The organism is Herbaspirillum sp. C7C2 (assembly GCF_022627865.1).
Classification (GTDB): Bacteria; Pseudomonadota; Gammaproteobacteria; order Burkholderiales; family Burkholderiaceae_D; genus Herbaspirillum; species Herbaspirillum frisingense.
Map to the genome: position 1 here is coordinate 1 of NZ_JABXGI010000028.1, position 25791 is coordinate 25791.

Here is a 25791-nt window from a genome sequence, read left to right on the forward strand (position 1 = left end):
CGCTACAAGACCCATCCGGAAATCCGCAAGTTCTTCGAAGGTGGCAAACGCCTCTCCTACGGCGCCCGCGCGATCACCGCCGGCGGCGTGCAATCCTTGCCCAAGCTGGTGTTCCCCGGTGGTGCGCTGCTGGGTTGCGATGCCGGCTTCCTCAATGCCTCGCGCATCAAGGGCAGCCATGCGGCGATCAAGAGTGGCATGCTGGCAGCGGATGCGGCATTCAATGCCCTGGGTGAGAATCGCCAGTCCGACGAGCTGTCGGCCTACCCGGCCGCTTTCGAGGCCTCCTGGCTGAAGGAAGAACTGCACAAGGCCCGCAACTTCAAGCCCTCGATGAGCAAGGGCCTGGTGGCCGGCACGCTGCTGGTGGGCATCGATCAGGTACTGTTCGGTGGCAAGGCCCCCTGGACCCTGCGCCACACGCATGCCGACCACGAATGCCTGCGCCCGGCCGCCGACTTTGCGCCGATCGCCTATCCCAAGCCGGATGGCAAGCTGACCTTCGATCGCCTGTCATCGGTCTTCATCTCCAATACCAACCATGGTGAAGACCAGCCCGCGCACCTGACGCTGAAGGACAAGGCCGTGCCGGTCCAGATCAACCTGGCCAAGTACGCCGGCCCGGAAGCACGCTACTGCCCGGCAGGTGTCTATGAATTCGTCAAGAACGAAGACAACACCGACCGCCTGCAGATCAACGCCCAGAACTGCGTGCACTGCAAGACCTGCGATATCAAGGACCCGACCCAGAACATCGTCTGGGTCACGCCTGAAGGCGGCGGCGGGCCGAACTACTCGGGCATGTAAGCACCCTGCCCCATCAGGACAAAAGCCGCATCCTCGGATGCGGCTTTTTGCATGTTGCCGTCGTCAGACGCCAGCCGGGCGTTGCGGCGGCGTCCAGCTACCGTTGACGATCTTCTCCAGCCAGAACAGCCCGATGACAGTCTTGACGTCGGTAATCTGGCCGTTGCGCACCTGTTCCAGCAAATCGGCAAGCGGCGCCTTGTAGACATCCAGGAACTCGCCCTCATCCAGCTCGCGCTCCCCTTCCTTCAGTCCACGTGCCAGGTAGAGCACCAGATGTTCGTCAGAATAGGCGATGGCATTGTGAATGGTGCAGACGTACTGCCACTCGGTAGCCGTATAGCCGGTCTCTTCCTTGAGCTCGCGCTTGGCACACTCCAGCGTATCTTCGCCCGGATCGATCTTCCCCGCCGGCACCTCGATGAAGACGCGATCCAGCGGATAACGGAACTGGCGCTCCATCAGCACGCTGCCGTCGTCGAACAAGGGCAGCACCGTCACGGCGCCGGGATGCTTGATGTATTCGCGCGTGCTTTCCTTGCCATCGGGCAGCACGATGGTGTCCTTCTGAACCTTGAGGAAATGACCTTCGTAGACCCGGTGGCTGTCTTTCTGCGTCTCTTTGAGATGGGCGTCCATGATGTGAGCGTGGTGTGAAAGTGGTGGAATGAAATGGGGATTGGCTGCCGGACGAGGATGGCGGCTCCGATGTAAAAAAGGCGCCGATCCAGGATCGGCGCCTCTTGCTGGCAGGTTCAGGCGTGCTGCTTGCGCAGGTAGCGCATCACGTAACCGGGATAGGCCAATACCAGGAACAGACAGCCGGTGATGGCATAGAATTCCCAGCCCTGCGAAAAGACGTTGCCGATACCCGCTTCCAGGAAATGTGCCACGACGCCCACGCCGAAATACAGCACCAGCAGTTCAATCAGCCGCACCCAGACCGGCTTGACCCAGGCGGCGTCGCGCTTGAGCGGGATGAGGCCGAACAATTGCTGGTTGAAGAAAGGCAAATTGGCCGCGAAGGCGGCCAACAGGATCACGATCCAGCTGAACAGGGAAACGTTCATTTCCCTGCTTCCTTACGCAACGACCTTGCTGAGGAAGGTCGCCAGCGTGCTGACGATGGCATTGGTGCAGGCATCCATCAGGTGACCCGGCCACAGGCCGATGGCCAGGGCAGCGATACCGTTCAAGCTCAGCACCACGCGCATTTCCGGTGTGGCGACGATCTTGGCGGTATCGGTCGGCTCATCGAAGTACATGACCTTGACCACACGGATGTAGTAGAAGGCACCGATCAGCGAGAAGATCACGGCCAGCACCGGCAGCCAGATCTGGCCGGTGGCCATGGCGGCCTGCAGCACGGACAGCTTGGCATAGAAGCCCACCAGCGGAGGAATACCGGCCAGCGAGAACATCATGATCATCATCACGGCAGCAAACCAGGGGCTGCGCTGGTTCAGACCCTTGAAGTCTTCCAGGGTGTCGGCCTCGAAACCAGAGCGCGACAGCAGGATGATCACGCCGAAGGAACCGAGCGTGGTAATCACATAGGTCACCGCATAGAACAGCGACGAGCTGTAGGCGTTCACGGCCGAGAACAGGTTGCCATCGACCACGCCGGACATCATGCCCAACAGCATGAAGCCCATGTGCGAAATGGTCGAGTAGGCCAGCATGCGCTTGATGTTGGTCTGCGCGATGGCGGTGACGTTACCCAGGATGATGGACAGCACGGCCAGCACCATCAGCATCTGTTGCCAGTCCACGGCCAGCGGCAGCATGCCTTCGACCAGCAGACGGAAGGTGATGGCGAAAGTGGCCAGCTTGGGAGCGGCACCCAGCAGCAGGGTCACGGGAGTCGGCGAACCCTGGTAGACGTCCGGCACCCACATGTGGAAGGGAACGGCACCCAGCTTGAAGGCCAGGCCAGCCACCACGAACACGATGCCGAACACCAGCGGAGTACGGTCAACGGTACCGGAGACGATGGCACGGAACACTTCGTTCAATTCCAGCGCGCCACCGGTCGCACCATACAGCATGGACATGCCGTACAGCAGGAAGCCGGAAGCCAGCGCGCCCAGGATGAAATACTTCATGCCGGCTTCGGTGGAAGCGGCGTGGTCACGACGCAGGGCCACCAGCGCGTACAGCGACAGCGACATCAGTTCCAGGCCCAGGTAGATGGACAGGAAGCTGTTGCCGGAAATCATGACCATCTGGCCCAGCAGGGCAAACAGCGCCAGGGCGTAGTATTCGCCGCCCAGCATGCCACCGGTGATGCCGCGCGCAGTGTTGTACTGGCGCGAGTAGATCAGCGTCACACCCACACCCAGGTAGGTGAACAGCTTCAACAGATTGGCCAGCGGATCGGACACGAACATGTTGTTGAACGTGTAGACCGTCGCGCCGCTGTTGAGATCGACAAAGGTCAATACCGCGCACACCACCAGCGCCGCCAGGGACAGAAGATAGGTGATGACGCGCTTGCTTTCCGGCAGGAACATATCGATCAGCAGGATCGCGGAAGTCGCGATCAGCAGAAATATTTCCGGATAGACAGGGATCAGATTCATGTTATTCATTTAGTTACTACCGCTTGTGTTCGCCCGCTTGTGTCGCGACTTCCGGTCGCGCCGCCCGACCGGCAATGTCACACCGGCTCGTCTCGTTACTCGTTGTTGCCCAGCTTTCTGGCTGGCGGGACGCAAGCGCCCCGCCCTTCACATCTTTGTTGCGCAGATCAGTTGATCTTGGAGACCGCCACGTGCTTCAACAGGTCGGTCACCGAAGTCTGGATGCTGTCGGTGATGATGCCGGGATAGATACCCATGACCAGGGTAGCGATGGCCAGCAGACCCAGGATGAAGAACTCGCGGGCATTCACATCGACCAGCTCGGCCACGTGGTGGTTGGTCACGGCGCCGAAGATGACGCGCTTGGCCAGCCACAGCGAGTAGGCCGCACCCAGGATCAGGGCGGTTGCCGCCAGCAGGCCGATCCAGAAGTTGAACTTCACCGCACCCAGAATCACCATGAATTCGCCGACGAAACCGGAGGTGGCCGGCAGGCCGCAGTTGGCCAGCGAGAACAGGATGAAGAAGAAGGCGAAGCGCGGCATCTTGTTGACCACACCACCGTACTGCGAAATCTCGCGGGTATGCATCTGGTCGTACAGCACGCCGATACACATGAACATGGCGCCGGAGACGAAACCGTGCGAGATCATCTGCACGATGCCGCCCTGCACTGCCATGTCGTTGAACATGAAGAAGCCCAGGGTAACGAAGCCCATGTGGGCGATCGACGAATAGGCCACCAGTTTCTTCATGTCCTGCTGCACCAGTGCCACCAGACCGATGTAGATCACGGCCACCAGCGACAGGAAGATCATGAAGCCGGACAGCGCATGGCTGGCGTCAGGCAGGATCGGCAGCGAGAAGCGCAGGAAACCGTAGGCGCCCAGCTTCAGCATGATCGCCGCCAGCACGATGGAGCCGCCAGTCGGCGCCTGCACGTGGGCATCCGGCAGCCAGGTGTGCACCGGCCACATCGGCACCTTCACGGCGAAGGCGGCCAGGAAGGCGAAGAACAGGATCTTCTGCTCCAGCATCGACAGCGGCACCTGATGCCAGGTCGGGATCTCGAAGCTGCCACCGGACACGTAGTACAGGTAGATCAGCGCGATCAGCATCAGGAGCGAACCCAGCAGCGTGTACAGGAACAGCTTGAAGGCTGCATACACGCGGTTGTCACCGCCCCAGACGCCCACGATGATGAACATCGGGATCAGGGTCGCTTCGAAGAAGGCGTAGAACAGCATCGCATCCAGCGACGAGAAGACGCCGACCATGATGCCCGAGAGGATCAGGAAGGCGCCCATGTACTGAGCGACACGCTTCTGGATCACCACCCAGCCGGCCAGCACCACGATGACCGTGATGAAGGCGGTCAGCGGTACGAACCACAGCGAGATGCCGTCCAGTCCGAGGAAGTAGCTGATGTTGAAGCGGTCGATCCAGGGCGTCTTTTCGACGAACTGGTAACCGTGCGCCAGCGGATCGAAATGCTGGATCAGAGGGAAAGTAACGACCAGGCCGACCAGCGAACCGAACAGCGCCAGCCAGCGGCTGAGCGCCGGATTGCTGTCGCGGCCCAGTGCCAGGACGAGGATGCCGAAGACGATCGGTACCCAGATCGCAAGGCTCAAGATGGGAAATGTTGACTGCATCATGGTTGTTATTTACTCGGACAGCTTATTTGGCGAACGGGAACGGCATGAACCACACCAGGAAACCCAGCACCCCGATGATCATCACGAATGCATAGTGATAGATGTAACCGGACTGCCAGAGACGCGTGAATTTCGAGAACCAGCCAACAACCTTGGCGCTGCCGTTGACGAACAGGCCGTCGATCAGGCCGCGGTCGCCCACGGTGGACAGGCCGCTACCCAGCAGGCGGGCACCGCCAGCGAAGACGACTTCGTTGAACTTGTCCATGTAGTACTTGTTGTCCAGGATGGTGTAGATGATGCTGAACTTTTCCTTGAACCAGGCCGGAACGCGCGGGTTGATCATGTAGCAGTAGTAGGCCACGACCACACCTGCAATGGCCAGCCACAGCGGCGCGCTGGTGAAGGCATGCATCACCATGGCCACCGGACCGTGGTATTCGTGGGCCAGCTCTTCCATGACCTTGTGGTTTTCACCGAAGAAGATCACGCCCTTGAAGAAATCGCCATACAGCATCGGCGAGATCGCGAAGAAACCGACGATGACCGAGGGGATGGCCAGCAGGATCAGCGGCAGGGTCACCACCAGCGGCGACTCGTGCGGCTTCTGTCCAGGAGCCAGACCATGGTGATGTTCATCGTGGCCATGATCGTCATGGGCATCATGCGCGTGGTCGTCGTGCACGCCGTGGGCGGCAGCCGGTGCGTGATGCTCGTCATGTGCATGGGCCTGGCCGAAACGTTCCTTGCCATGGAAGACCATGAAGTACATGCGGAACGAGTAGAAGGCGGTCACGAACACGCTGGCCAGCACGGCGAAATAGGCGAAGCCCGAACCCGGCAGGTGCGACTCGGCTGCGGCTTCGATGATCGAATCCTTGGAGTAGAAGCCGGAGAAGAACGGGGTACCGATCAGGGCCAGCGAACCCAGCAGCGAGGTGATCCAGGTGATGGGCATGTACTTGCGCAGGCCGCCCATGTTGCGCATGTCCTGATCGTGGTGCATGCCGATGATGACCGAACCCGCACCCAGGAACAGCAGCGCCTTGAAGAAGGCGTGGGTCATCAGGTGGAACACGGCCACCGAGTAGGCCGACGCACCCAGTGCGACCGTCATGTAACCCAGCTGCGACAGCGTGGAATAGGCCACGACGCGCTTGATGTCATTCTGCATGGTGCCCAGGAAGCCCATGAACAGCGCCGTGATGGCTCCGATCACGAGGATGAAGGACAGTGCGGTATCGGACAGTTCGAACAGCGGCGACATGCGGGTCACCATGAAGATACCGGCCGTCACCATGGTCGCAGCGTGAATCAGCGCGGAAATCGGGGTCGGACCTTCCATCGAGTCCGGCAGCCAGACGTGCAGCGGGAACTGCGCCGATTTACCCATCGCACCCACGAACAGGCAGATGCAGGCCACGGTCAGCAGCATCCAGTCGGTACCCGGCAGGGTCAGCGTGGCCAGTTCGGCGCGCTTGGCGAAGACTTCGTTGTAGTTCATCGAACCGGCGTAGGCCAGCAGCAGGCCGATACCCAGGATGAAGCCGAAGTCACCGACACGGTTGACCAGGAAGGCCTTCATGTTGGCCTTGATGGCGGTCGGACGGGTGTACCAGAAACCGATCAGCAGGTAGGACACCAGACCCACCGCTTCCCAACCGAAGAACAGTTGCAGGAAGTTGTTGCTCATGACCAGCATGAGCATGGAGAAGGTGAACAGCGAGATGTAGGAGAAGAAGCGGTTGTAGCCCTCATCCTCGGCCATGTAGCCGATGGTGTAGATGTGGACCATCAGGGACACGAAGGTCACCACGCACATCATCATCGCGGTCAGGCTGTCGACCATGAAGCCGATCTCCAGCTTGAGACCTGCCACCGTCATCCAGTTGTACAGCGTACCGTTGTAGGTGGCGCCATCCAGCACTGCGAGCAGGGTCTGGATCGAGATGATGGCGGCGATCAGCACGCCAAGGATGGTCACGGTGTGCGACACCTTGCGGCCAACCACGTTGCCGAAGAATTTGGTACCCAGCAGACCGGCGATGGCCGAGCCTGCCAGCGGCGCCAGGGGTACAGCAAGAAGAAGATGTGGGTTAAGTTGCCCAGCCATGATGAACCTTATCGCTTATTGGCTGCCCCGCTTGCACCATCTGCTGCAAGGGGGCCTCCCATCTTTAAATGAAATCCAAACCAGAACGCAAAAACAGGATGCTGCGGATGCCGACTCAGCCCTTGAGGCTATCGAGGTCTTCCACGTTGATGGTATCCAGGTTACGGAACAGCACCACCAGAATCGCCAGACCGATCGCGGACTCAGCCGCGGCCACGGTCAGGATGAAGAACACGAAGATCTGTCCGCCCGCGTCACCGAGGTAATGCGAGAAAGCAATGAAGTTCATGTTGACCGCCAGCAGCATCAGCTCGATCGCCATCAGCAGCACGATGATGTTCTTGCGGTTCAGGAAAATACCGACGATCGAGATCGCGAACAGGATCGCGCCGATGATCAGGTAGTGGGAGAGCGTGATTGCCATGATTCTTGTTCGCCCTTCTTAAGATTGTTGACCGGCGGCCGGCTTGTCGGCCACGACGGCGGCATCGGTGGCCGACGCGTTGCGGGTGGATTCGGCAGGCATGCTGACCAGACGCACGCGGTCCGATGCCTTGACCTTGACCGCCTGGGCCGGGTCGAAGTACTTGCTGTCCTTGCGCTTGCGCAGGGTCAGTGCCACTGCGGCAACGATGGCCACCAGCAGGATCACGGCGGCGATTTCGAAGGCGTACACGTATTCGGTGAAGATCAGCTTGCCCAGCGGCTTGGTTTGACCCAGCGTGTCGGAGGCGGCCGGCACCTGCGATTCGGACACCCAGAAGCTGCGCAGCAGGACCGCGGCCATCTCCAGCACAATGATCACGCCGATGGTGGCAGCCAGCGGGAAGTATCCCCAGAAGCCTTCGCGCAGCTTGTCCAGGTTGATATCGAGCATCATCACCACGAACAGGAATAGCACCATCACCGCGCCGACGTAGACCAGCACCAGCACGATGGCCAGGAATTCGGCCTTGAGCAGCATCCAGAGACCGGCTGCCGAGAAGAAGGACAGCACCAGGAACAGCGCGGCATGCACCGGGTTGCGGGCCGTGATGACGCGTACGGCGGCAATCACCAGGATCACCGCGAACACGTAGAACAAGACAGTTTTAAATTCCATAATCAACCAGAAGTTGGTTCATTCAATCAGCACGGGGACCGCAGTTGCGGCCATCCCATCGCAATACATCCAACAGATTCCTGCCAGCCTTCCACCACCCTGCCCGGCCGCCTTCAGGTGGCCCGGCAGTACCGATCAACGGTAGGCGGCGTCAGCGGCACGGGCGGCGGCGATTTCGTTTTCGTAACGGTCGCCCACTGCCAGCAGCATTTCCTTGGTGTAGTACAGGTCGCCCCGCTTTTCACCGTGGTATTCCAGGATGTGCGTTTCAACGATCGAGTCGACCGGGCAGGATTCTTCGCAGAAACCGCAGAAGATGCACTTGGTCAGGTCGATGTCGTAGCGGCTGGTGCGACGGGTACCGTCGGCACGCTGCTCTGATTCGATAGTGATGGCCATCGCCGGGCAGACCGCTTCGCACAGCTTGCAGGCGATGCAGCGCTCTTCACCGTTGGGATAGCGACGCAGTGCGTGCAGACCACGGAAACGCGGCGACATCGGTGTCTTTTCCTCAGGGAATTGCACCGTGATCTTGCGCTTGAACAGGTAGCGACCGGTCAGGGCAAGGCCCTTGAACAGCTCGCGGAGCATCAGGCTGCCGAAAAAATCCTTAATAGCTTCCATTTTTAGCCTCAGCCTTCCAACTTATTTCCAGATATTCCACGGCGACTGAATCCAGATCGCCACGACCACCAGCCACACCAGGGTCAGCGGAATGAACACTTTCCAGCCCAGACGCATGATCTGGTCATAGCGGTAGCGCGGGAACGATGCGCGAATCCACACATACAGCGACAGGAAGAAGAAGGTCTTCAAGCCCAGCCAGATCCATCCCGGGATGAAGTCCAGCGCCGATACCGGAGCCGACCAGCCGCCGAAGAACAGCAGTGCGGTCAGGATCGAGATCAGGATCATCGCGGCGTATTCCGCCAAGAAGAACATGGCGAAGGACATGCCCGAGTATTCGATCATGTGACCGGCCACGATTTCGGACTCACCTTCCACCACGTCGAACGGGTGACGGTTGGTCTCAGCCACGCCGGAGACGAAGTAGATCACGAAGATCGGCAGCAGCGGCAGCCAGTTCCAGGACAGGAAGTTCAGACCCATGCTGGCGAAATGACCGGTAGTCTGGCCCATGACGATGTCAGTCATGTTCAGGCTGCCCGAGACCATCAGCACCACTACCAGGCAGAAGCCCATGGAGATTTCATAGGACACCATCTGTGCCGAAGCGCGCATCGCACCCAGGAAGGCGTACTTCGAGTTGGAGGCCCAGCCGGCGATGATGATGCCGTAGACTTCCATCGAGGTGATGGCCATCAGGTACAGCAGGCCGGCGTTGACGTTGGCCAGCACGTGCTCGGGCGAGAACGGCACCACAGCCCAGGCGGCCAGCGCCGGCATGATGGTCATCACCGGGGCCAGGTAGAACAGCGCCTTGTTGGCCTTGGACGGAGTCGAGATTTCCTTGAAGATCAGCTTGACGGCGTCAGCGATAGGCTGCAGCAGACCGGCAGGGCCGACGCGGTTCGGGCCCAGACGCACGTGCATCCAGCCGATCAGCTTGCGCTCCCAGTAGGTCATGTAGGCCACGCAGACCAGCAGCGGCACCATCACCACCAGGATCTTGACCAGCGTCCACACCAGGGTGAACAGGGTCGGACCCAGGTAGGCCGGGCCTACGTTGTTGATTTGGGCGATCAGGTGATCCATTTTTACGCTTTCTCCACGACGATTGCGCCAAACATGCCGCCCAGTGCAGCGGTGGAGGCGTGCGCAGCAGCAACGCGGACCACGTTTTCCGGCAGTTTCTTATCGATGGCTGCAGTCAGCGCAGCGCTGCCGGAGCCTTGCTTGACCTTGACATGGTCGCCTTCGGCCACGCCCAGCTTGGCCGCCAGCACAGCCGACAGCCATGCCTTGGGCGCCTGGCCATCGCGGGTTTCCAGCAGCGGTGCGGAACGACGGGCAACGGCGTCGGCGAAGTAGATGGGCACATCGGCCACGCGTTCCACGGTACCAGTGGCCGCAGCAACTGCCTGCAGCTGCACGGAGGCAGCGTTGTTCAGGCGGGCCGACAGGTCGGTTTCCTTGCCCAGCAGCTCATCGCGGATGGATTCGGAAGTCTCGTAGTCGAAGTTTTCCAGCTCCAGCAGGTTACCCAGCACGCGCAGAACCTTCCAGCCCGGACGCGCATCGCCGGCCGGCTTGACGGTACCGTTGAAGCTTTGTGCACGGCCTTCGGCGTTGACGAAGGTGCCGGAGGTTTCGGTGAACGGAGCGATCGGCAGCAGGACGTCGGCGTAGTCGGCACCATGCTTGAAGGCCGACAAGACCACGACCATCTCGGCCTGGTTCAGGGCAGCACGCGCGGCTTGCGGGTCATGGCTGTCCAGTTCCGGCTCGGCGTTCAGCAGCAGGTAGGCCTTGCGCGGCTGTGCGAACACGGCGGCAGCGTTGGCGCCCTTGCCCGGTGTCGGTACGGCGTTGGCCAGGTAGCCACCGACGGCGTTGCCGCCTTCGGTCAGCACACCCAGCTTGGCACCGGTCTGTTCAGCGATCCATTGGGCCGCAGCATGCAGTTGGGCAGCCTGCGGATGCTGGACGGCGGCATTGCCCAGGAACACGGCGCGGCCTTCGCCCGACAGCAGGCTGGCGGCGGTGGCCTTGGCAGCATCGGAGGCGGTCACGCCGGCATAGGCAGCGGGAGCGGCCACGCCCTTGGCTTCGGCCACGGCCACGGCCACTTCGGCCAGGGCGGACAGCCATGCCGAAGGAGCGGCGATGATCTTGTTGGCAACCGGCATCAGCAGGTCGTCGTCGGTCGCGTGCAGCACGCTGAGCTTGGCACCGCTCTTGACGGACTGGCGCAGGCGGGCCGACAGCAGCGGGTGATCCTTGCGCAGGAAGGAGCCGATCACGAAGACGCGGTTCAGCTGCGAGAACTCGACGATGGACATGCCCAGCCACGGCTTGACCTGGCCATCCAGAGCGAAGTCGGACTGACGCAGGCGGAAGTCGACGTTGTCCGAACCGACACCGCGCACCACCTTCTGCAGCAAGTTCAGTTCTTCCAGCGTGGAGTACGGGGTACCCAGTGCGGCGATGGCATCGGCACCATGTTCATGACGGATGTTGCGCAGGCCGTGGGCAACGTATTCCAGCGCGGTCTGCCAATCCACTTCCTGCCACTTGCCGTCTTGCTTCAGCATGGGCTTGGTCAGGCGCTCGGCGCTGTCCAGGGACTCATAGGAGAAACGGTCCTTGTCGGAGATCCAGCACTCGTTGACTTCTTCGTTCTCGAAGGGCAGCACGCGCATGACCTTGCCGCCCTTGACCTGGACGATCAGGTTGGCGCCGACGCTGTCGTGCGGGCTCACCGACTTGCGACGCGACAGTTCCCAGGTACGGGCGCTGTAGCGGAACGGCTTGGAGGTCAGGGCACCGACCGGGCACAGGTCGATCATGTTGCCCGACAGCTCGGAGTCCACGGTCTTGCCGACGAAGGTGGTGATCTCGGAGTGTTCACCGCGACCCAGCATGCCCAACTCCATCACGCCGGCCACTTCCTGGCCGAAGCGCACGCAGCGGGTGCAATGGATGCAGCGGTTCATTTCCTTCATGGAGATCAGCGGACCAACGTCCTTGGGCTCCACGACACGCTTTTCTTCGTGGTAGCGCGAGGAAGAACCGCCGTAACCGACGGCCAGATCCTGCAGCTGGCACTCACCACCCTGGTCGCAGATGGGGCAATCCAGCGGGTGGTTGATCAGGAGGAATTCCATCACGCCCTTCTGGGCTTTGACGGCCTTGTCGCTGGCGGTGCGCACGATCATGCCGTTGTTCACGGGCGTGGCGCAGGCAGGCAGCGGCTTCGGGGCCTTTTCGACCTCGACCAGGCACATGCGGCAGTTAGCCGCGATGGACAGTTTCTTGTGATAGCAGAAGTGAGGGATGTACGTGCCGATCTTGTTGGCAGCGTCCATGACCATGCTGCCTTCCTGCACTTCAACCTTCTTGCCGTCTATTTCGATTTCAACCATGGCTGTTTGCCCAAGCTAAATATTCTTTGCCAACGATACCGGCGGAAGGCTCATCGCATTCCGCCCGGCATCCCCTGCCCTGTTCAGATGTATGCCGGAACCAGGCAGTGTTTGTGCTCGATGTGGTACTCGAACTCTTCACGGAAATTCTTCACGAACGCGCGTACCGGCATGGCCGCTGCATCACCCAGCGCACAGATGGTGCGCCCCTGGATGTTGTCGGCCACCGAGTTGAGCACGTCCAGATCTTCCATCTTGCCGTGACCGTTCTCGATACGCTCCACCATGCGGTACATCCAGCCGGTGCCTTCGCGGCACGGCGTGCACTGGCCGCAGGATTCTTCGTAGTAGAAGTAGGACAGGCGCAGCAGCGACTTGACCATGCAACGGGTCTCGTCCATCACGATCACCGCGCCCGAACCCAGCATCGAGCCGGCCTTGGCGATGGCGTCGTAGTCCATGGTGGTGTCCATCATGACATCGCCACGGATCACCGGAGCGGACGAGCCGCCAGGAATGACTGCCTTGATCTTCTTGCCGCCGCGCATGCCACCTGCCAGTTCCAGCAGGGTGGAGAACGGCGTGCCCAGCGGGATCTCGTAGTTGCCCGGACGCTCGACGTCGCCCGAGATCGAGAAGATCTTGGTGCCGCCGTTGTTGGGCTTGCCCATCTCGGCGTAGGCCTGCGGGCCTACCTGGAAGATGAACGGCACGGCCGCAAAGGTCTCGGTGTTGTTGATGGTGGTCGGCTTGCCGTACAGGCCGAAGCTGGCCGGGAACGGCGGCTTGAAGCGCGGCTGGCCCTTCTTGCCTTCCAGCGATTCCAGCAGCGCCGTTTCTTCGCCGCAGATGTAGGCACCATAACCATGGTGCGCATGCAGCTGGAAGCTGAAGCCGGTACCGAGGATGTTGTCGCCCAGGAAGCCGGCGGCGCGCGCCTCTTCCAGAGCAGCCTCGAAGCGCTCGTATTCGGCGAAGATCTCGCCGTGGATGTAGTTGTAGCCGACGGTGATACCCATCGCGTAACCGCCGATGATCATGCCTTCGATCAGCGCGTGCGGATTGTAACGAATGATGTCACGGTCCTTGAAGGTACCCGGTTCGCCTTCATCTGTATTGCAGACGAGGTACTTCTGGCCCGGGAACTGGCGGGGCATGAAGCTCCACTTCAGGCCGGTCGGGAAACCTGCGCCACCGCGACCACGCAGGCCGGAGGCCTTGAGGTCGGCGATGACTTGTTCTGGCGTGATCTTGTCGTTGAGGATGCGCTTGAGCGACTCATAGCCGCCGCGCTTGACGTAATCCTCGAGGTGCCAGTTCTCGCCATTCAGGTCGGCGAGGATCAGCGGTTTGATGTGGCGGTCGTGCAGGCAGGTCATTTCTTCAGTTCCTCCAGCAGCGCGTCGATCTTTTCGTTGGACATCCAGCTGCACATCTGATGGTTGTTGACCAGCATGACCGGTGCGTCACCGCAGGCCCCCATGCATTCGCCTTCCATCAGCGTGAACTGGCCGTCGGCCGTGGTTTCACGATAATCGATGCCCAGCTTGTGCTTCAGGTGATGGGCGGCGCGTTCGCCACCCGACAGCAGACACGGCAGGTTGGTGCACACGGTGATCTTGTGCTTGCCCACCGGGCTGGTGTTGAACATGTTGTAGAAGGTCGCAACTTCCTGCACAGCCACGGCGGGCATGCCGATGTAGTCGGCGATTTCCTGCTGCAACTCGGCCGGCAACCAGCCATGTTCCACCTGGGCGATACGCAGTGCGGACATGACCGCAGACTGGCGTTGATCCGCCGGGTATTTCGCGAGTTCGCGATCGATCTTCTTAAGGGCTTCTTGACTTAACAGCATATCGTTGGCCATCCATGCGCATCATTACTGCGCGGTTATTGGATATTCCCCAAACCTGACGGGCTTCTCATCGAAGCCCGCCTTGACTCTTACTCTCGTTCGACTTACCGGTCGATTTCCCCGAACACGATGTCCTGGGTACCGATGATGGTGACCGCGTCGGCAATCATGTGACCCTTGGCCATTTCGTTCAGGGCCTGCAGGTGGGCAAAGCCCGGGGCGCGGATCTTCAGGCGGTACGGCTTGTTGGCACCGTCCGAGACCAGGTAGACACCGAACTCACCCTTCGGATGTTCGACGGCGGCATACGCTTCGCCGGCAGGCACTCGGAAACCTTCGGTAAACAGCTTGAAGTGGTGGATCAGGTCTTCCATGTTGGACTTCATGTCCGCACGCTTGGGAGGAGCGATCTTGTGGTTGTCGGTGATGACCGGACCCGGGTTGTTGCGCAACCATTCCACGCACTGCTTGATGATGCGATTGGACTGGCGCATTTCAGCCACGCGCACCAGGTAACGGTCGTAGCAGTCGCCGTTCTTGCCCACGGGGATATCGAAATCCATCAGGTCGTACACTTCGTACGGCTGCTTCTTGCGCAGATCCCAGGCGATGCCCGAGCCACGCAGCATCGGACCGGAGAAACCCATCTGCAGCGCACGTTCCGGCGAGACCACGCCCACGCCCACCAGGCGCTGCTTCCAGATACGGTTATCGGTCAGCAGGGTCTCGTATTCATCGACATAGGTCGGAAAACGGTTGGTGAAGTCTTCGATGAAGTCCAGCAGCGAACCCTGACGGTTTTCGTTCAGTTCGCGGATGGCCTTCTCGTTGCGCACGATCGAAGCCTTGTACTGCGGCATGCTGTCCGGCAGGTCGCGATAGACGCCACCCGGACGGTAGTAGGCCGCGTGCATGCGGGCGCCGGAAACGGCTTCGTAGCAGTCAAAGAGGTCTTCGCGTTCGCGGAAGGCATACAGCAGCACGCCCATTGCACCCACGTCCAGCGCGTGCGCGCCGATCCACATCAGGTGGTTCAGCAGGCGGGTGATCTCGTCGAACATCACGCGGATGTACTGCGCGCGCAGCGGCACTTCCAGACCCAGCAGACGCTCGATGGCCAGCACATAACCGTGCTCGTTGCTCATCATCGAGACGTAGTCCAGGCGGTCCATGTAAGGCACGGACTGCAGGAAGGTCTTCTGCTCGGCCAGCTTTTCGGTGCCACGATGCAGCAGACCGATATGGGGGTCGGCGCGCTGGATGACTTCACCGTCCAGCTCCAGCACCAGACGCAGCACACCGTGCGCGGCCGGGTGCTGGGGACCGAAGTTCAGCGTATAGTTTTTGATCTCTGCCATTATTTGATCCCGTAGTTTTCTTCACGAATGATGCGCGGAGTAATCTCGCGCGGCTCGATCGTCACGGGTTGATAGATGACGCGTTTCTGTTCGGCGTCGTAGCGCATTTCGACATAGCCTGACACCGGGAAGTCCTTGCGGAACGGGTGGCCGATGAAACCATAGTCGGTCAGGATGCGGCGCAGGTCGGGGTGGCCGTCGAACAGGATGCCGTAGAAGTCGAAGGCTTCGCGTTCGTACCAGCCAGCCGAATTCCAGATCGGATCGACCGATGCCACGATGGGCAGGTCGTCATCCGGTGCGAACACGCGCACACGCACACGCCAGTTGTGCGCAATCGACATCAGGTGCGACACCACGGCAAAGCGCGGGCCTTCCCAGGCGCCGTCGCCATAGGTCGAATAGTCCACGCCGCACAGATCGAGCAGCTGCTCGAAGCGGGTATCGGCATGGTCGCGCAGAACGCGCATGGCCGACAGATAGTCGGCCGCCTTGACCACCACGGTGACTTCACCGAGGGCCACGGTCAGATTCTGAAGATACCCTCCAAGCGCATTACGCAGGGCGGCTTCGAGAGTTTCCAATTTTGTCGTCATACTGCCCTCTTAGCGCGCGATGGTGTTGGTGCGCTTGATCTTGTTCTGCAACTGGATCACGCCATACAGCAGCGCCTCAGCCGTCGGCGGGCAACCCGGAACGTACACGTCCACCGGCACGATGCGATCGCAACCGCGCACCACCGAGTAGGAGTAGTGATAGTAACCACCGCCATTGGCACAGGAGCCCATGGAAATGACCCAGCGCGGCTCCGGCATCTGGTCGTAGACCTTGCGCAGTGCCGGCGCCATCTTGTTGCACAGGGTGCCGGCCACGATCATCAGGTCGGACTGGCGCGGCGACGGACGGAACACCGCACCGAAGCGGTCCAGATCGTAACGCGAAGCACCGACGTGCATCATTTCAACCGCGCAGCAGGCCAGACCGAAGGTCATGGGCCACAGGGATCCGGTACGGGTCCAGTTGATTACCTTATCCAGCGAGGTGGTAACAAACCCCTCATTCAATACGCCTTCAATAGACATGGCTTACTCCCAATCCAGGGCACCCTTTTTCCAGATGTACCAAAATCCGACAACAAATTCAGCGATGAAGACCATCATCGTGACGAAACCTTGCCAGCCCAGCTCACGCATGGACACGCCCCAAGGGAAGAAGAAGGCGGTTTCCAGATCAAACAGGATGAACAGGATGGCGATCAGGTAGTAGCGCACATCGAACTTCATGCGCGCATCTTCGAATGCTTCGAAACCGCATTCGTAAGGAGAAGTTTTTTGAGCGTCCGGCTTGTGCGGACCGAGAAGACGACCGAGGAGCTGGGGAGCGACACCGACACCGATGCCGACAAGAATAAACAGGAGGACTGGGAAGTAATTTTCGAGGTTCACGATTGGCCGCTATGCGTTGGTTTATCGATGGGAATGATTCTCAATATCAATCAGAAACTTCCTCGACAAAAAGCCAGCTCAGGCACTAGGACCTTCGCTGGCTTTTCATTTCATTTCTATGGTGCCGACGACGAGACTCGAACTCGTACAGCTTTCGCCACTACCCCCTCAAGATAGCGTGTCTACCAATTTCACCACGTCGGCCTGAGACTGCTATTGTACCTTCATTTGTTACTCTTGTTCAATGCACAATCAGCTAAAAAGAAAGATTCTTCTATGTTTATTCCGGGATTATTCCAGAATGCGCAAAGGCTTATTTCGGAATCTGATTCGACTGGTCGGCCGGCTTGGCAGCATCAGCCGGAGCAGCAGGAGCCGCCGGCGCAGCTTGTTGGGCAGGAGCGGCCGGCGCCTGCAGATTATCCATCACGCCGCCGCTTTGCGCTACGTGATGATTGCCGATGAAAGTCAGACCCAGGGTCGCGACGAAGAAGATGCCGGCTGCCACGGCGGTCGACTTGGACAGGAAGTTCGACGACCCGGTGGCACCAAACAGGCTGCCGGACGCGCCGGAGCCGAAGGCTGCCCCCATGTCGGCACCTTTGCCGTGCTGCAACAGCACCAGACCGATGATCGCCAGCGCCGCCAGCACCTGAACTACAACCACAACCAAAAACAAAGTATTCATTTAAACAAGTCCACTCTTGATGTTTCAATTGCCCGCTGCCGAAGTATCCCTTCCGCAACTGACAAACCCCTTACTCTACCCTTCAGGCCGCCGCGTTGACGATGGCCAGAAAATCCGTTGCCTTCAGTGCCGCGCCGCCGATGAGACCACCATCGATATCGGCCATGGTCAGCAATTGCTGCGCGTTGTCCGGCTTCATGCTGCCGCCGTACAGGATGCGCACCTTGGCGGCTGCCTCGGCACTCTTGGCACCCAGGCGTGCACGCAACATGGCATGTACTTCCTGCGCCATTTCCGGCGTCGCCGTCTTGCCGGTGCCGATGGCCCAGACAGGCTCGTAAGCCACCACGATGCGCGCCGCATCCTCAACGCTCAAGGCCGTCAGCACCACATCGAGCTGACCACCCACGATTTCATTGGTCTGACCGGCCTCACGCTGCTCCAGCGTCTCACCCACGCAGACCACCGGCACCAGGCCGGCACTCAGCGCTACCACCGTCTTGGCCGCCACCGCCGCGTCGGATTCACCATGATAGGCGCGGCGCTCGGAGTGGCCGAGGATGACGTATTGCACGCCAAATTCCTGCAACATCGATGCCGACACCTCACCGGTGTAGGCACCGGAGGCGTGGGCCGACATGTCCTGCGCACCCAGCGCCACGGCCGAACCAGCGACGGCGCCCTGCACCTGTGCCAGATAAGGTGCCGGAACACATACCGCGACGTCGCAGACAGCGGCCGGCAGGCCTTCCTTGATGCCGGCCACCAGGGCCGCATTGGCAGCCAGGCTGCCGTTCATTTTCCAGTTACCGGCTACAAGTTTGCGACGCATAGGCTGTGTTCTACGAGATGGGTGTCAATTTGGATAACCTCGTATTGTAGCCGGTTGCTGTAAAGGCGGTCAAACCGGACCGCCCGAGCTTCACCTGCGCGCCTACAGTTCCAGCATGATCTTGCCGATGTGGGCACTCGATTCCATCATCGCGTGCGCCTGGGCCGCCTGTTCCAGCGGGAAGCGCTGGTGGATCACCGGCTTGATCTTGCCGGCTTCGATCAGCGGCCAGACGTGCCGACGCAGATTGGCCGCAATGGCCGCCTTGAACGCCACCGGGCGCGGGCGCAAGGTCGAGCCGGTGATGGTCAGGCGGCGACGCATCACCTGCCCCATGTCGAGCTGCCCCTTGGCGCCGCCCAGTTGGGCGATGAAGACAAGCCGACCATCGTCGGCCAGCGCCTTGATTTCACGTGGCAGGTAATCCCCACCCACCATGTCCAGGATGACATCCACCCCACGCCCACCGGTCAATTCCTTGACCACGGCCTCGAAATCCTCGGTCTTGTAGTTGATGGCGCGCTCCGCACCAAGCTCTTCGCAGGCCCGGCACTTGTCGGCACTGCCGGCGGTGGCGAACACGCGATGCCCCAGGGCGCGGGCGATCTGGATGGCCGTGACGCCGATCCCGGACGAACCGCCCTGCACCAGCAGGGTTTCCTCGCCCGACAACTGGCCCCGGTCGAAGACATTGCTCCAGACCGTGAAGTAGTTTTCCGGCAGCGCGGCCGCCTCCAGGGCGCTCAAGCCCTTCGGTACCGGCAGACACTGCGCCAGCGGGGCCGCACAGTATTCGGCATAGCCGCCACCCTGCACCAGCGCGCAGACCAGGTCGCCCAGCTTGAAGCCGCTGTCGCCCAGCTCACCGGCCACGATCTCGCCGGCCACTTCCAGGCCAGGCAGGTCGGAGGCGCCCGGCGGCACCGGATAGTTGCCGGTACGCTGGAACACGTCCGGACGGTTCACGCCAGCGGCATGCACCTTGATCAACACTTCACCGGGCTTCAACTCCGGCACCGGGCGCTCGCAGGGCTGCAATACCTCGGGGCCGCCAAATTCCTTGATTTCGATTGCTCGCATGGGTCCTGTCCTTGATCGATAGTGGGTTCAGAGCGACGCCGCGGCGCGCGCAGCCGTGTCATAGAGCCCGGAGGCATTACGCAACAGCTGGGCCGCCTGGCCGATGTCATGATTGGAGACGCCGCTTTCGGCCTGGGTCTCGATGAGGCAGCGCTCGCGCACCTCACGGTAACGCATGCACAGCGCCTGCCCCTCGGGCGTGGTGGAAAACAGCAGTTCCTTGCCGGCCTTCTCGCTCTGCACCAGACCGGCCTTCACCAGCTTCTTCAATGCATAGGTGACCACGTGAGTATCTTCGACGTTCAATACAAAGCAGATGTCGGCCAGCTTCTTCTTGCGCTCGCGGTGGTTCACGTGGTGTAGCAGGGAGACTTCGATGGCCGTCATGTCCTTGGCGCCGGCGGCCGACATGCAGCGCACCATCCAGCGGTTGAAGGCGTTGCCCGCCATGATCAGTCCGTATTCCAGCTCGGACATCTCGGCACTGCGCTCGGAAACCAGATGCTGGGAAGAGACGATCTGGGGTGCGTTGGAAGGTGAGTTGGGCTGGTTCATCAGGGCAAGTTCAGTCACGACAAAATGGCAACACTATATCGCAAAGCAAAATAAATAATTTATCGACACATTGTCTGTATTTTGCGCGGAAGGTAATATCGGCATCCAGGTAGTCGCCTTAAATTTACAAGCCGACAAGAAATGCCGCCGATTCACGCGCCGACGCCATCACGGGCCGATCGCTTCATCCATACCGAGCAACAACAAGAACATGCAGCCCCCGAAGATTCATCCGCTAGGCGACAGCGCGCTGCTCTGCAGCCTGCCCGCGCCTGCGAGCCTGCCCCAGCAGCAACGCATCTGGAACCTGGCCCAATTGGCCGCCCAATGGGACGAAGTCAGCGAAGTGGTCCCCGGCATGAACAACCTGACCCTGTTCCTGCACCGCCCGGTGCGTGATCTGGACACCTTGCGCGAACGCATCACGCAAGCCTGGCCCGGTCTGCATGCCAGCCGCTACCAGGGCCGCGTGGTCGAGATCCCGGTGGTCTACGGCGGCGATGCTGGCCCCGACCTGGAGAACGTGGCGCGCCACACCGGCCTGTCCAGGGAGGAAGTGATCCGCCGCCATAGCGCCGGTGACTACGTGGTCTATTTCCTCGGCTTCATGCCGGGCTTTGCCTACATGGGTGGCCTGGCCCCGGAACTGGCCACGCCACGCCACACCACCCCGCGCATGACCATTCCTGCCGGTTCGGTGGGCATCGGCGGCGAGCAGACCGGCATTTACCCGATGCCCTCGCCCGGCGGCTGGCAGGTGATCGGCCAAACCGCCCTGCACCTGTTCGACCCGGCCCAGGAACCGCCGACGCTGCTGCGTCCGGGCGACCATGTGCGCTTCACCGTGGAAAGGATCGACGCATGATCGAGATCCTCCAACCCGGCATGCTGGCCTCGGTACAAGACCTCGGACGGCCCGGCCATCGCAGCCAGGGCATCCATCCCGGTGGCGCCCTCAACGCACTGGCCCTGGCCAGCGCCAATCTGCTGGTCGGCAATGCGCCCGGCGCCGCCGGCATCGAGATCACCATGGGCCTCTGCGAACTGCGCTTCGGTCGCGCCACCCGCATTGCGCTGGGCGGTGACGATATCGGAGCCACGCTCGACGGCAAACCGATATCGGCCTGCTGGAGCCTGCCGGTCAGCGCCGGCAGTGTACTGCGCCTGGCTCCGGTGGCGTCCGACCTGCCGCAGCACCCCGCGCGCCACAGCATGCGCAGCTACGTGGCCGTGGCCGGTGGCATCGATGTGCCCGTGGTCCTGGATTCGCGCAGCACCGACCTGAAAGCCGGCTTCGGTGGGCATCAGGGACGCGCCCTCAAGCGTGGCGACAAACTCGCGGTCGGCGACGACCAGGCCGCCCTGCGCGCAGTCAGCGGCCCGGCCTTCGGTGTCCGCGCCCCCGACTGGAGCCGCAGCGACCTGCCAGCGCATCAGCGCGGCGGGCATATCACGCTGCGCGTCTTGCCAGGCCCCGAGATCGAGGAATTCACCAAGGCCGCACGCGAAGCCTTCTGGTCCACGCCCTGGCGCATCACCCCCAGCAGCAACCGCATGGGCTACCGGCTGGACGGCGAAGAGCTCAAGCGCAAGCACGCCCGCGACATGCTCTCCCATGGCGTGGTACCGGGCGTGATCCAGGTGCCGCCTTCGGGCCAGCCCATCATCCTGATGGGTGACGCCCAGACCACCGGAGGCTATCCCAAGATCGGCGTGGTCATCGGCGCCGACCTGTGGAAGCTGGCGCAGGCACCGCTCAATGCCACCCTGCGGCTTGAGCCCTGCACCCTGGAACAAGCCCTGCTCGCGGCCGAGCAACAGCAGCGCTATCTCGATACCATCCGCGATACCGTGGCGGCACTGGACTGGTCGCGCGCCACGCTCTACAAGAAATGAGGATTACGCCATGCACATCGACCTGAATGCCGATCTCGGCGAAGGCTGCGACACCGATGAAGAACTGCTGACCCTGGTCAGCTCGGCCAACATCGCCTGCGGCTGGCATGCCGGCGACGCCGCCACCATGCGCCGCTGCGTGCGCTGGGCGATCCAGAACCACGTCGCCATCGGTGCCCACCCCAGCTTCCCCGATCGCGAAAACTTCGGCCGCAGCACCATGCACCTGCCGCCCGAGGAAATCGTCAGCGGCATGCTCTACCAACTCGGTGCACTGGACGCCATCGTGCGCGCCGAAGGCGGCCGCCTGCGCCACGTCAAGCCGCATGGTGCGCTCTACAACCAGGCCGCCAAGGATGCCGTGCTGGCCAACGCCATCTGCGCCGCCATCCGCACCTTCAATCCGGAACTGAGCCTGGTTGGCCTGGCCGGCAGCGAACTGATTGCCGCCGCCCGTCATGCCGACCTCAACGCGGTGGAAGAAGTCTTCGCCGATCGCGCCTACGAGGCCGATGGCAGCCTGGTGGCACGCAGCAAGCCGGGCGCCATGATCGAGAACGACGAGGATGCCATCGCCCAGACCCTGATGCTGGTCCAGCAGAAGCAGGTCAAGGCCGTCGACGGCAGCATTGTCAGCGTGAACGCCCAGACCGTCTGCCTGCACGGAGACGGCCCGCATGCGCTGGATTTTGCGCGGCAGATCCGCGCCCGCCTGCATGAAGAACGCATCGCCGTGCGTGCCGCGGCCTGAACAGCTTGTCGGCGCTAGCGCGCCTCACGAATTGCCCGGTCCTCCGGACAAATTGCAGTACCCATAACAATTAGAAATGTCGAAGCTGGGAGACCATGAGATCGCGACTACTCCATGCCTGCGTCCACCAGGACGCATCAGCAGGGAGGCCACGGTCAGGCTGGCATGGCCCTTGCAGCGACTGGTTCAACTCATTCACAACCAGGAGTCTTCATGGAGAGCACGACACTATTGCCACTGATCGGGATACCGATCGTCGTGGCCGGATTTGCACTACGTTTCAACCCGCTGCTGGTGGTCACGGTCGCGGGGCTGACGACCGGACTCTCGGTCGGCATGGATTTCGGCATGCTGCTGGAAACCTTCGGCGAGAAGTTCGTCAACAGCCGTTCCCTGGCGACCTTCCTGCTGATCCTGCCCATTATCGGGCTGCTCGAACACTACGGTCTGAAGGAACGTGCACAGGCCTGGATTTCAGGCATTGCCAGCGCCACTTCCGCGCGCATCCTGATGCTCTATTTTTTGCTGCGTGAAGGAACTGCCGCGCTGGGTCTGATCTATCTTGGCGGCCAGGCACAGACCGTGCGTCCGCTGCTGGCGCCGATGGCCGAGGGTGCCGCCGTCAACGCCTATGGCGAAGACCTGCCGCAACCCATCCGCGACAAGATCAAGGCGCACGCTGCCGCCTGCGACAACATCGCCGTGTTCTTCGGCGAAGACATCTTTATCGCCTTCGGCGCCGTCCTGCTGATGGATGCCTTCCTCAAGGAAAACGGCATCACCAACATCGAACCGCTACACATCGGCCTGTGGGCCATTCCCACCGCCCTCTCGGCGCTGGTGATCCACATGTTCCGCCTGACCCGCCTGGACGCCTCCATCCGCCGCGACGTGGATACCTGGAAAGCCGGCCAAAACGACTCTTCCAAGGTGGCCGCATGAACACGCTCATTTCCATCAACCGCATCTACTACCTCATCGGCATCATCGTCATGATGCTGGTGGTGATGACCCTGCGCGACAGGGGCAACCCCAAGCGCCTGAGCACGGCGTTGTTCTGGTTCCTGTTCGGCGCCGTCTTCCTGTTCGGCGACCTGCTGGTGGAGAACCTGGGCAAGTCCATGGCTCACCGCATCATCGGCGCCACCGTCATCATCATCTCGCTCATCGCCGGCACCGGCATGCTTTCCATGGGCAGCTACGCCACTTCGAGCTACGAAGAACGCGTGAGCTCGGCCAAGCGTCTGGGCAACTGGCTGTTCTTCCCGGCCGTGCTGATCCCGGTGATCACGGTGGCCTGTACCGTGCTGCTCAAGGGCGTGTCGATCGGTGGCGTGATGCTGCTGGACCAGAAGCAACTGACCCTGGCCGCACTCTGCGTAGCCTGTATCTGCGCCCTCATCGCCGGTTACGTGCTGACCCGTGGCACGCCGCTGCAGGCGGTGCGCCAGTCGCGCCGGCTGGTGGACTCGATCGGCTGGGCCGCCATCCTGCCGCTGATGCTGGCCATGCTGGGAGGCGTCTTCGTGGCCGCCAAGACCGGTACCTCGGTGCAGCAGGTGGTGAGCCTGTTCGTCAATCCGGACAACCGCTTCCTGGTGGTGGTGATCTATTGCGTGGGCATGGCACTGTTCACCATGGTGATGGGGAACGCCTTTGCCGCCTTCCCGGTGATGAGCGCGGGCATCGCCCTGCCCTTCCTGATCGTCGGCCATCATGCCGACCCGGCACCGCTGGTGGCCATCGGCATGTACTCCGGCTACTGCGGGACCCTGATGACCCCCATGGCCGCCAACTACAACATCGTGCCGGCTGCACTGCTGGAACTGAAGAACAAGTACCAGGTCATCAAGGTACAGATTCCGACCGCCCTGACGCTGCTGACGGTCAACGTGTTCCTGATGTACTTCCTCGCCTTCCGCTGATCCCAGCGATGGGCAAGACGCCGCCATGCACCCATCGGCGCTGGCGGCGTCGCCTCCCCTAGCCTCAAGGAGTCCCCATGCAACTCACCCTCGAACGGGCCGATGCCTTCGCCCGCATGCCACTGGCCTATCTGCGCCAGGAATATCCCAACCACATCATGCATGTGCTCCATGGCGCAGCAGACGTGCTCTCGCCGCGCGCCATGCATCCGGTGTTCTACGGCTGCTACGACTGGCACTCGGCGGTCCATGGCTTCTGGCTGCTGCTGCGCTGCGTGCAACGTTTCCCGGCCCTGCCGGCGCGCAGCGACATCGAAGACATCTTCGATGAGCACTTCACGCGGGAACTGATGGAACGCGAGACCGATTACTTCCGCGTCGGCGGTCGCGGCCCCTTCGAACGCCCCTATGGCTTCGGCTGGATCCTGGCGCTGGACCAGGAACTGGCACAGTCGGCCCTGCCCCGCGCTGCTGCCTGGCGCAGCGCCATGGCGCCGCTGACCATGGAAATCCGCAGCCGCCTGCTGGACTATCTCTCCAAGCTCAGCTATCCCATCCGCGTGGGTACCCACTACAACACCGCCTTCGCACTGGCGCTTTCGCTGGACTATGCGCGCCACGTGCAGGACAGCGAACTGGAAACGGTCATCGTAGACAGCGCCCTGCGGTATTTCAGCAAGGACACCGACTATCCCGCTCACTATGAACCGGGCGGTGACGAGTACATTTCCGGCGCGCTGACCGAAGCACTCCTGATGAGCAAGGCACTTCCCACAGCGGACTTCCCCGCCTGGTTCGACCGCTACCTGCCGCGCGTGGCCGAGGTCTCGCAGATCATGCAGCCGGCGCATGTCTCGGACCCCACCGATCCCAAGATCGCCCACCTGGATGGCCTGAACCTGTCCCGCGCCTGGTGCATGAAGACCGTGCTGCGACACCTGCCCGCCACCCACGCGGCACGCGCTGCCATGGAGACCTCCGTACAGCGTCACATCGGCGCCTCCATCGATCAGGTGGTCGGCAGCCACTACAGCGGCGGGCACTGGCTGGCCAGCTTCGCCATGCTGGCGCTGGAAGACTGAGGCCGACACCCTGTCT

27 protein-coding genes and 1 tRNA gene are annotated in these 25791 nt (G+C 61.5%); 7 read left to right on the top strand and 21 right to left on the bottom strand.

What is annotated here, in order from left to right; genetic code table 11:
* On the top strand, positions 1-807 hold an 807-nt coding region (locus HWE04_RS22275; protein WP_241813731.1), incomplete at its 5' end, for an electron transfer flavoprotein-ubiquinone oxidoreductase.
* A 63-nt stretch (positions 808-870) separates the two neighbouring features.
* Here HWE04_RS22275 and HWE04_RS22280 read toward each other — a convergent pair.
* From HWE04_RS22280 to HWE04_RS22380, 21 genes are all read right to left on the bottom strand, one after another.
* Entirely contained in the window at positions 871-1446 is a 576-nt protein-coding gene (locus HWE04_RS22280; RefSeq protein WP_006712954.1) for an NUDIX domain-containing protein, read from the bottom strand.
* Positions 1447-1562: 116 nt separating this feature from the next.
* Positions 1563-1877 carry a DUF2818 family protein gene (locus HWE04_RS22285; protein ID WP_006712953.1) on the bottom strand — a complete coding sequence of 105 codons (315 nt, stop codon included), beginning with the start codon at positions 1875-1877 and terminating at the stop codon, positions 1563-1565.
* 12 nt (positions 1878-1889) lie between these two features.
* Positions 1890-3398 (bottom strand): NADH-quinone oxidoreductase subunit NuoN, encoded by a 1509-nt coding sequence (gene nuoN / locus HWE04_RS22290; RefSeq protein WP_039876426.1) that lies wholly within the window; start codon positions 3396-3398, stop codon positions 1890-1892.
* A 158-nt stretch (positions 3399-3556) separates the two neighbouring features.
* A complete protein-coding gene (locus HWE04_RS22295; protein ID WP_077235637.1) occupies positions 3557-5047 on the bottom strand; it encodes an NADH-quinone oxidoreductase subunit M in 1491 nt (496 codons plus the stop codon).
* A 22-nt stretch (positions 5048-5069) separates the two neighbouring features.
* On the bottom strand, positions 5070-7160 hold the full coding sequence (gene nuoL / locus HWE04_RS22300; protein WP_241813732.1) for an NADH-quinone oxidoreductase subunit L: 2091 nt from the start codon (positions 7158-7160) through the stop codon (positions 5070-5072).
* Between the two features lie 115 nt (positions 7161-7275).
* The gene (nuoK, locus tag HWE04_RS22305; RefSeq protein ID WP_006712949.1) at positions 7276-7584 is read right to left on the bottom strand and encodes an NADH-quinone oxidoreductase subunit NuoK; all 309 of its coding nucleotides are present in this window, start codon (positions 7582-7584) and stop codon (positions 7276-7278) included.
* An 18-nt stretch (positions 7585-7602) separates the two neighbouring features.
* The gene (locus HWE04_RS22310) at positions 7603-8262 is read right to left on the bottom strand and encodes an NADH-quinone oxidoreductase subunit J (RefSeq protein WP_039876421.1); all 660 of its coding nucleotides are present in this window, start codon (positions 8260-8262) and stop codon (positions 7603-7605) included.
* A gap of 135 nt (positions 8263-8397) precedes the next feature.
* Positions 8398-8886, bottom strand: a complete 489-nt coding sequence (nuoI, locus tag HWE04_RS22315; protein WP_006712947.1) for an NADH-quinone oxidoreductase subunit NuoI — start codon at positions 8884-8886, stop codon at positions 8398-8400.
* A 21-nt stretch (positions 8887-8907) separates the two neighbouring features.
* Complete coding sequence (nuoH, locus tag HWE04_RS22320; protein ID WP_006712946.1) at positions 8908-9978, bottom strand: NADH-quinone oxidoreductase subunit NuoH; 1071 nt, start codon at positions 9976-9978, stop codon at positions 8908-8910.
* A gap of 2 nt (positions 9979-9980) precedes the next feature.
* Positions 9981-12308, bottom strand: coding sequence for an NADH-quinone oxidoreductase subunit NuoG (gene nuoG, locus HWE04_RS22325; protein ID WP_241813733.1), 2328 nt, complete (start codon positions 12306-12308; stop codon positions 9981-9983).
* A gap of 83 nt (positions 12309-12391) precedes the next feature.
* Entirely contained in the window at positions 12392-13687 is a 1296-nt protein-coding gene (gene nuoF, locus HWE04_RS22330; protein WP_006712944.1) for an NADH-quinone oxidoreductase subunit NuoF, read from the bottom strand.
* Complete coding sequence (nuoE, locus tag HWE04_RS22335) at positions 13684-14175, bottom strand: NADH-quinone oxidoreductase subunit NuoE (protein WP_006712943.1); 492 nt, start codon at positions 14173-14175, stop codon at positions 13684-13686. The genes nuoF and nuoE overlap by 4 nt, the downstream gene beginning before the upstream one ends.
* Before the next feature lie 92 nt (positions 14176-14267).
* Entirely contained in the window at positions 14268-15521 is a 1254-nt protein-coding gene (locus HWE04_RS22340) for an NADH-quinone oxidoreductase subunit D (RefSeq protein ID WP_006712942.1), read from the bottom strand.
* The gene (locus tag HWE04_RS22345) at positions 15521-16117 is read right to left on the bottom strand and encodes an NADH-quinone oxidoreductase subunit C (RefSeq protein WP_039876418.1); all 597 of its coding nucleotides are present in this window, start codon (positions 16115-16117) and stop codon (positions 15521-15523) included. The genes HWE04_RS22340 and HWE04_RS22345 overlap by 1 nt, the downstream gene beginning before the upstream one ends.
* Before the next feature lie 9 nt (positions 16118-16126).
* Positions 16127-16603, bottom strand: coding sequence for a NuoB/complex I 20 kDa subunit family protein (locus tag HWE04_RS22350; RefSeq protein WP_006712940.1), 477 nt, complete (start codon positions 16601-16603; stop codon positions 16127-16129).
* Between the two features lie 3 nt (positions 16604-16606).
* Complete coding sequence (locus tag HWE04_RS22355; RefSeq protein ID WP_006712939.1) at positions 16607-16966, bottom strand: NADH-quinone oxidoreductase subunit A; 360 nt, start codon at positions 16964-16966, stop codon at positions 16607-16609.
* Between the two features lie 119 nt (positions 16967-17085).
* Positions 17086-17170 (bottom strand) — tRNA-Leu (locus HWE04_RS22360).
* 109 nt (positions 17171-17279) lie between these two features.
* Complete coding sequence (gene secG, locus HWE04_RS22365) at positions 17280-17654, bottom strand: preprotein translocase subunit SecG (RefSeq protein ID WP_077235632.1); 375 nt, start codon at positions 17652-17654, stop codon at positions 17280-17282.
* Positions 17655-17736: 82 nt separating this feature from the next.
* Entirely contained in the window at positions 17737-18486 is a 750-nt protein-coding gene (gene tpiA / locus HWE04_RS22370; RefSeq protein WP_241813734.1) for a triose-phosphate isomerase, read from the bottom strand.
* Between the two features lie 102 nt (positions 18487-18588).
* Positions 18589-19566 carry an NAD(P)H-quinone oxidoreductase gene (locus HWE04_RS22375; protein ID WP_241813735.1) on the bottom strand — a complete coding sequence of 326 codons (978 nt, stop codon included), beginning with the start codon at positions 19564-19566 and terminating at the stop codon, positions 18589-18591.
* Positions 19567-19593: 27 nt separating this feature from the next.
* Positions 19594-20121 carry a winged helix DNA-binding protein gene (locus tag HWE04_RS22380; protein WP_241813736.1) on the bottom strand — a complete coding sequence of 176 codons (528 nt, stop codon included), beginning with the start codon at positions 20119-20121 and terminating at the stop codon, positions 19594-19596.
* Between the two features lie 211 nt (positions 20122-20332).
* On the opposite strand from HWE04_RS22380, the gene pxpB reads away from it, so the two are divergent.
* From pxpB to HWE04_RS22410, 6 genes are all read left to right on the top strand, one after another.
* Positions 20333-20986, top strand: a complete 654-nt coding sequence (pxpB, locus tag HWE04_RS22385; protein WP_241813737.1) for a 5-oxoprolinase subunit PxpB — start codon at positions 20333-20335, stop codon at positions 20984-20986.
* Positions 20983-22017, top strand: a complete 1035-nt coding sequence (locus HWE04_RS22390; protein ID WP_241813738.1) for a 5-oxoprolinase subunit C family protein — start codon at positions 20983-20985, stop codon at positions 22015-22017. Before pxpB ends, HWE04_RS22390 begins: the two co-directional genes overlap by 4 nt.
* A gap of 10 nt (positions 22018-22027) precedes the next feature.
* Complete coding sequence (gene pxpA, locus HWE04_RS22395) at positions 22028-22768, top strand: 5-oxoprolinase subunit PxpA (protein WP_241813739.1); 741 nt, start codon at positions 22028-22030, stop codon at positions 22766-22768.
* Between the two features lie 213 nt (positions 22769-22981).
* Positions 22982-23710, top strand: coding sequence for a DUF969 domain-containing protein (locus HWE04_RS22400; protein ID WP_241813740.1), 729 nt, complete (start codon positions 22982-22984; stop codon positions 23708-23710).
* Complete coding sequence (locus HWE04_RS22405) at positions 23707-24693, top strand: DUF979 domain-containing protein (RefSeq protein ID WP_241813741.1); 987 nt, start codon at positions 23707-23709, stop codon at positions 24691-24693. Before HWE04_RS22400 ends, HWE04_RS22405 begins: the two co-directional genes overlap by 4 nt.
* Before the next feature lie 77 nt (positions 24694-24770).
* Positions 24771-25775, top strand: a complete 1005-nt coding sequence (locus tag HWE04_RS22410; protein ID WP_241813742.1) for a DUF2891 domain-containing protein — start codon at positions 24771-24773, stop codon at positions 25773-25775.
* The last annotated feature ends 16 nt before the right edge of the window (positions 25776-25791 follow it).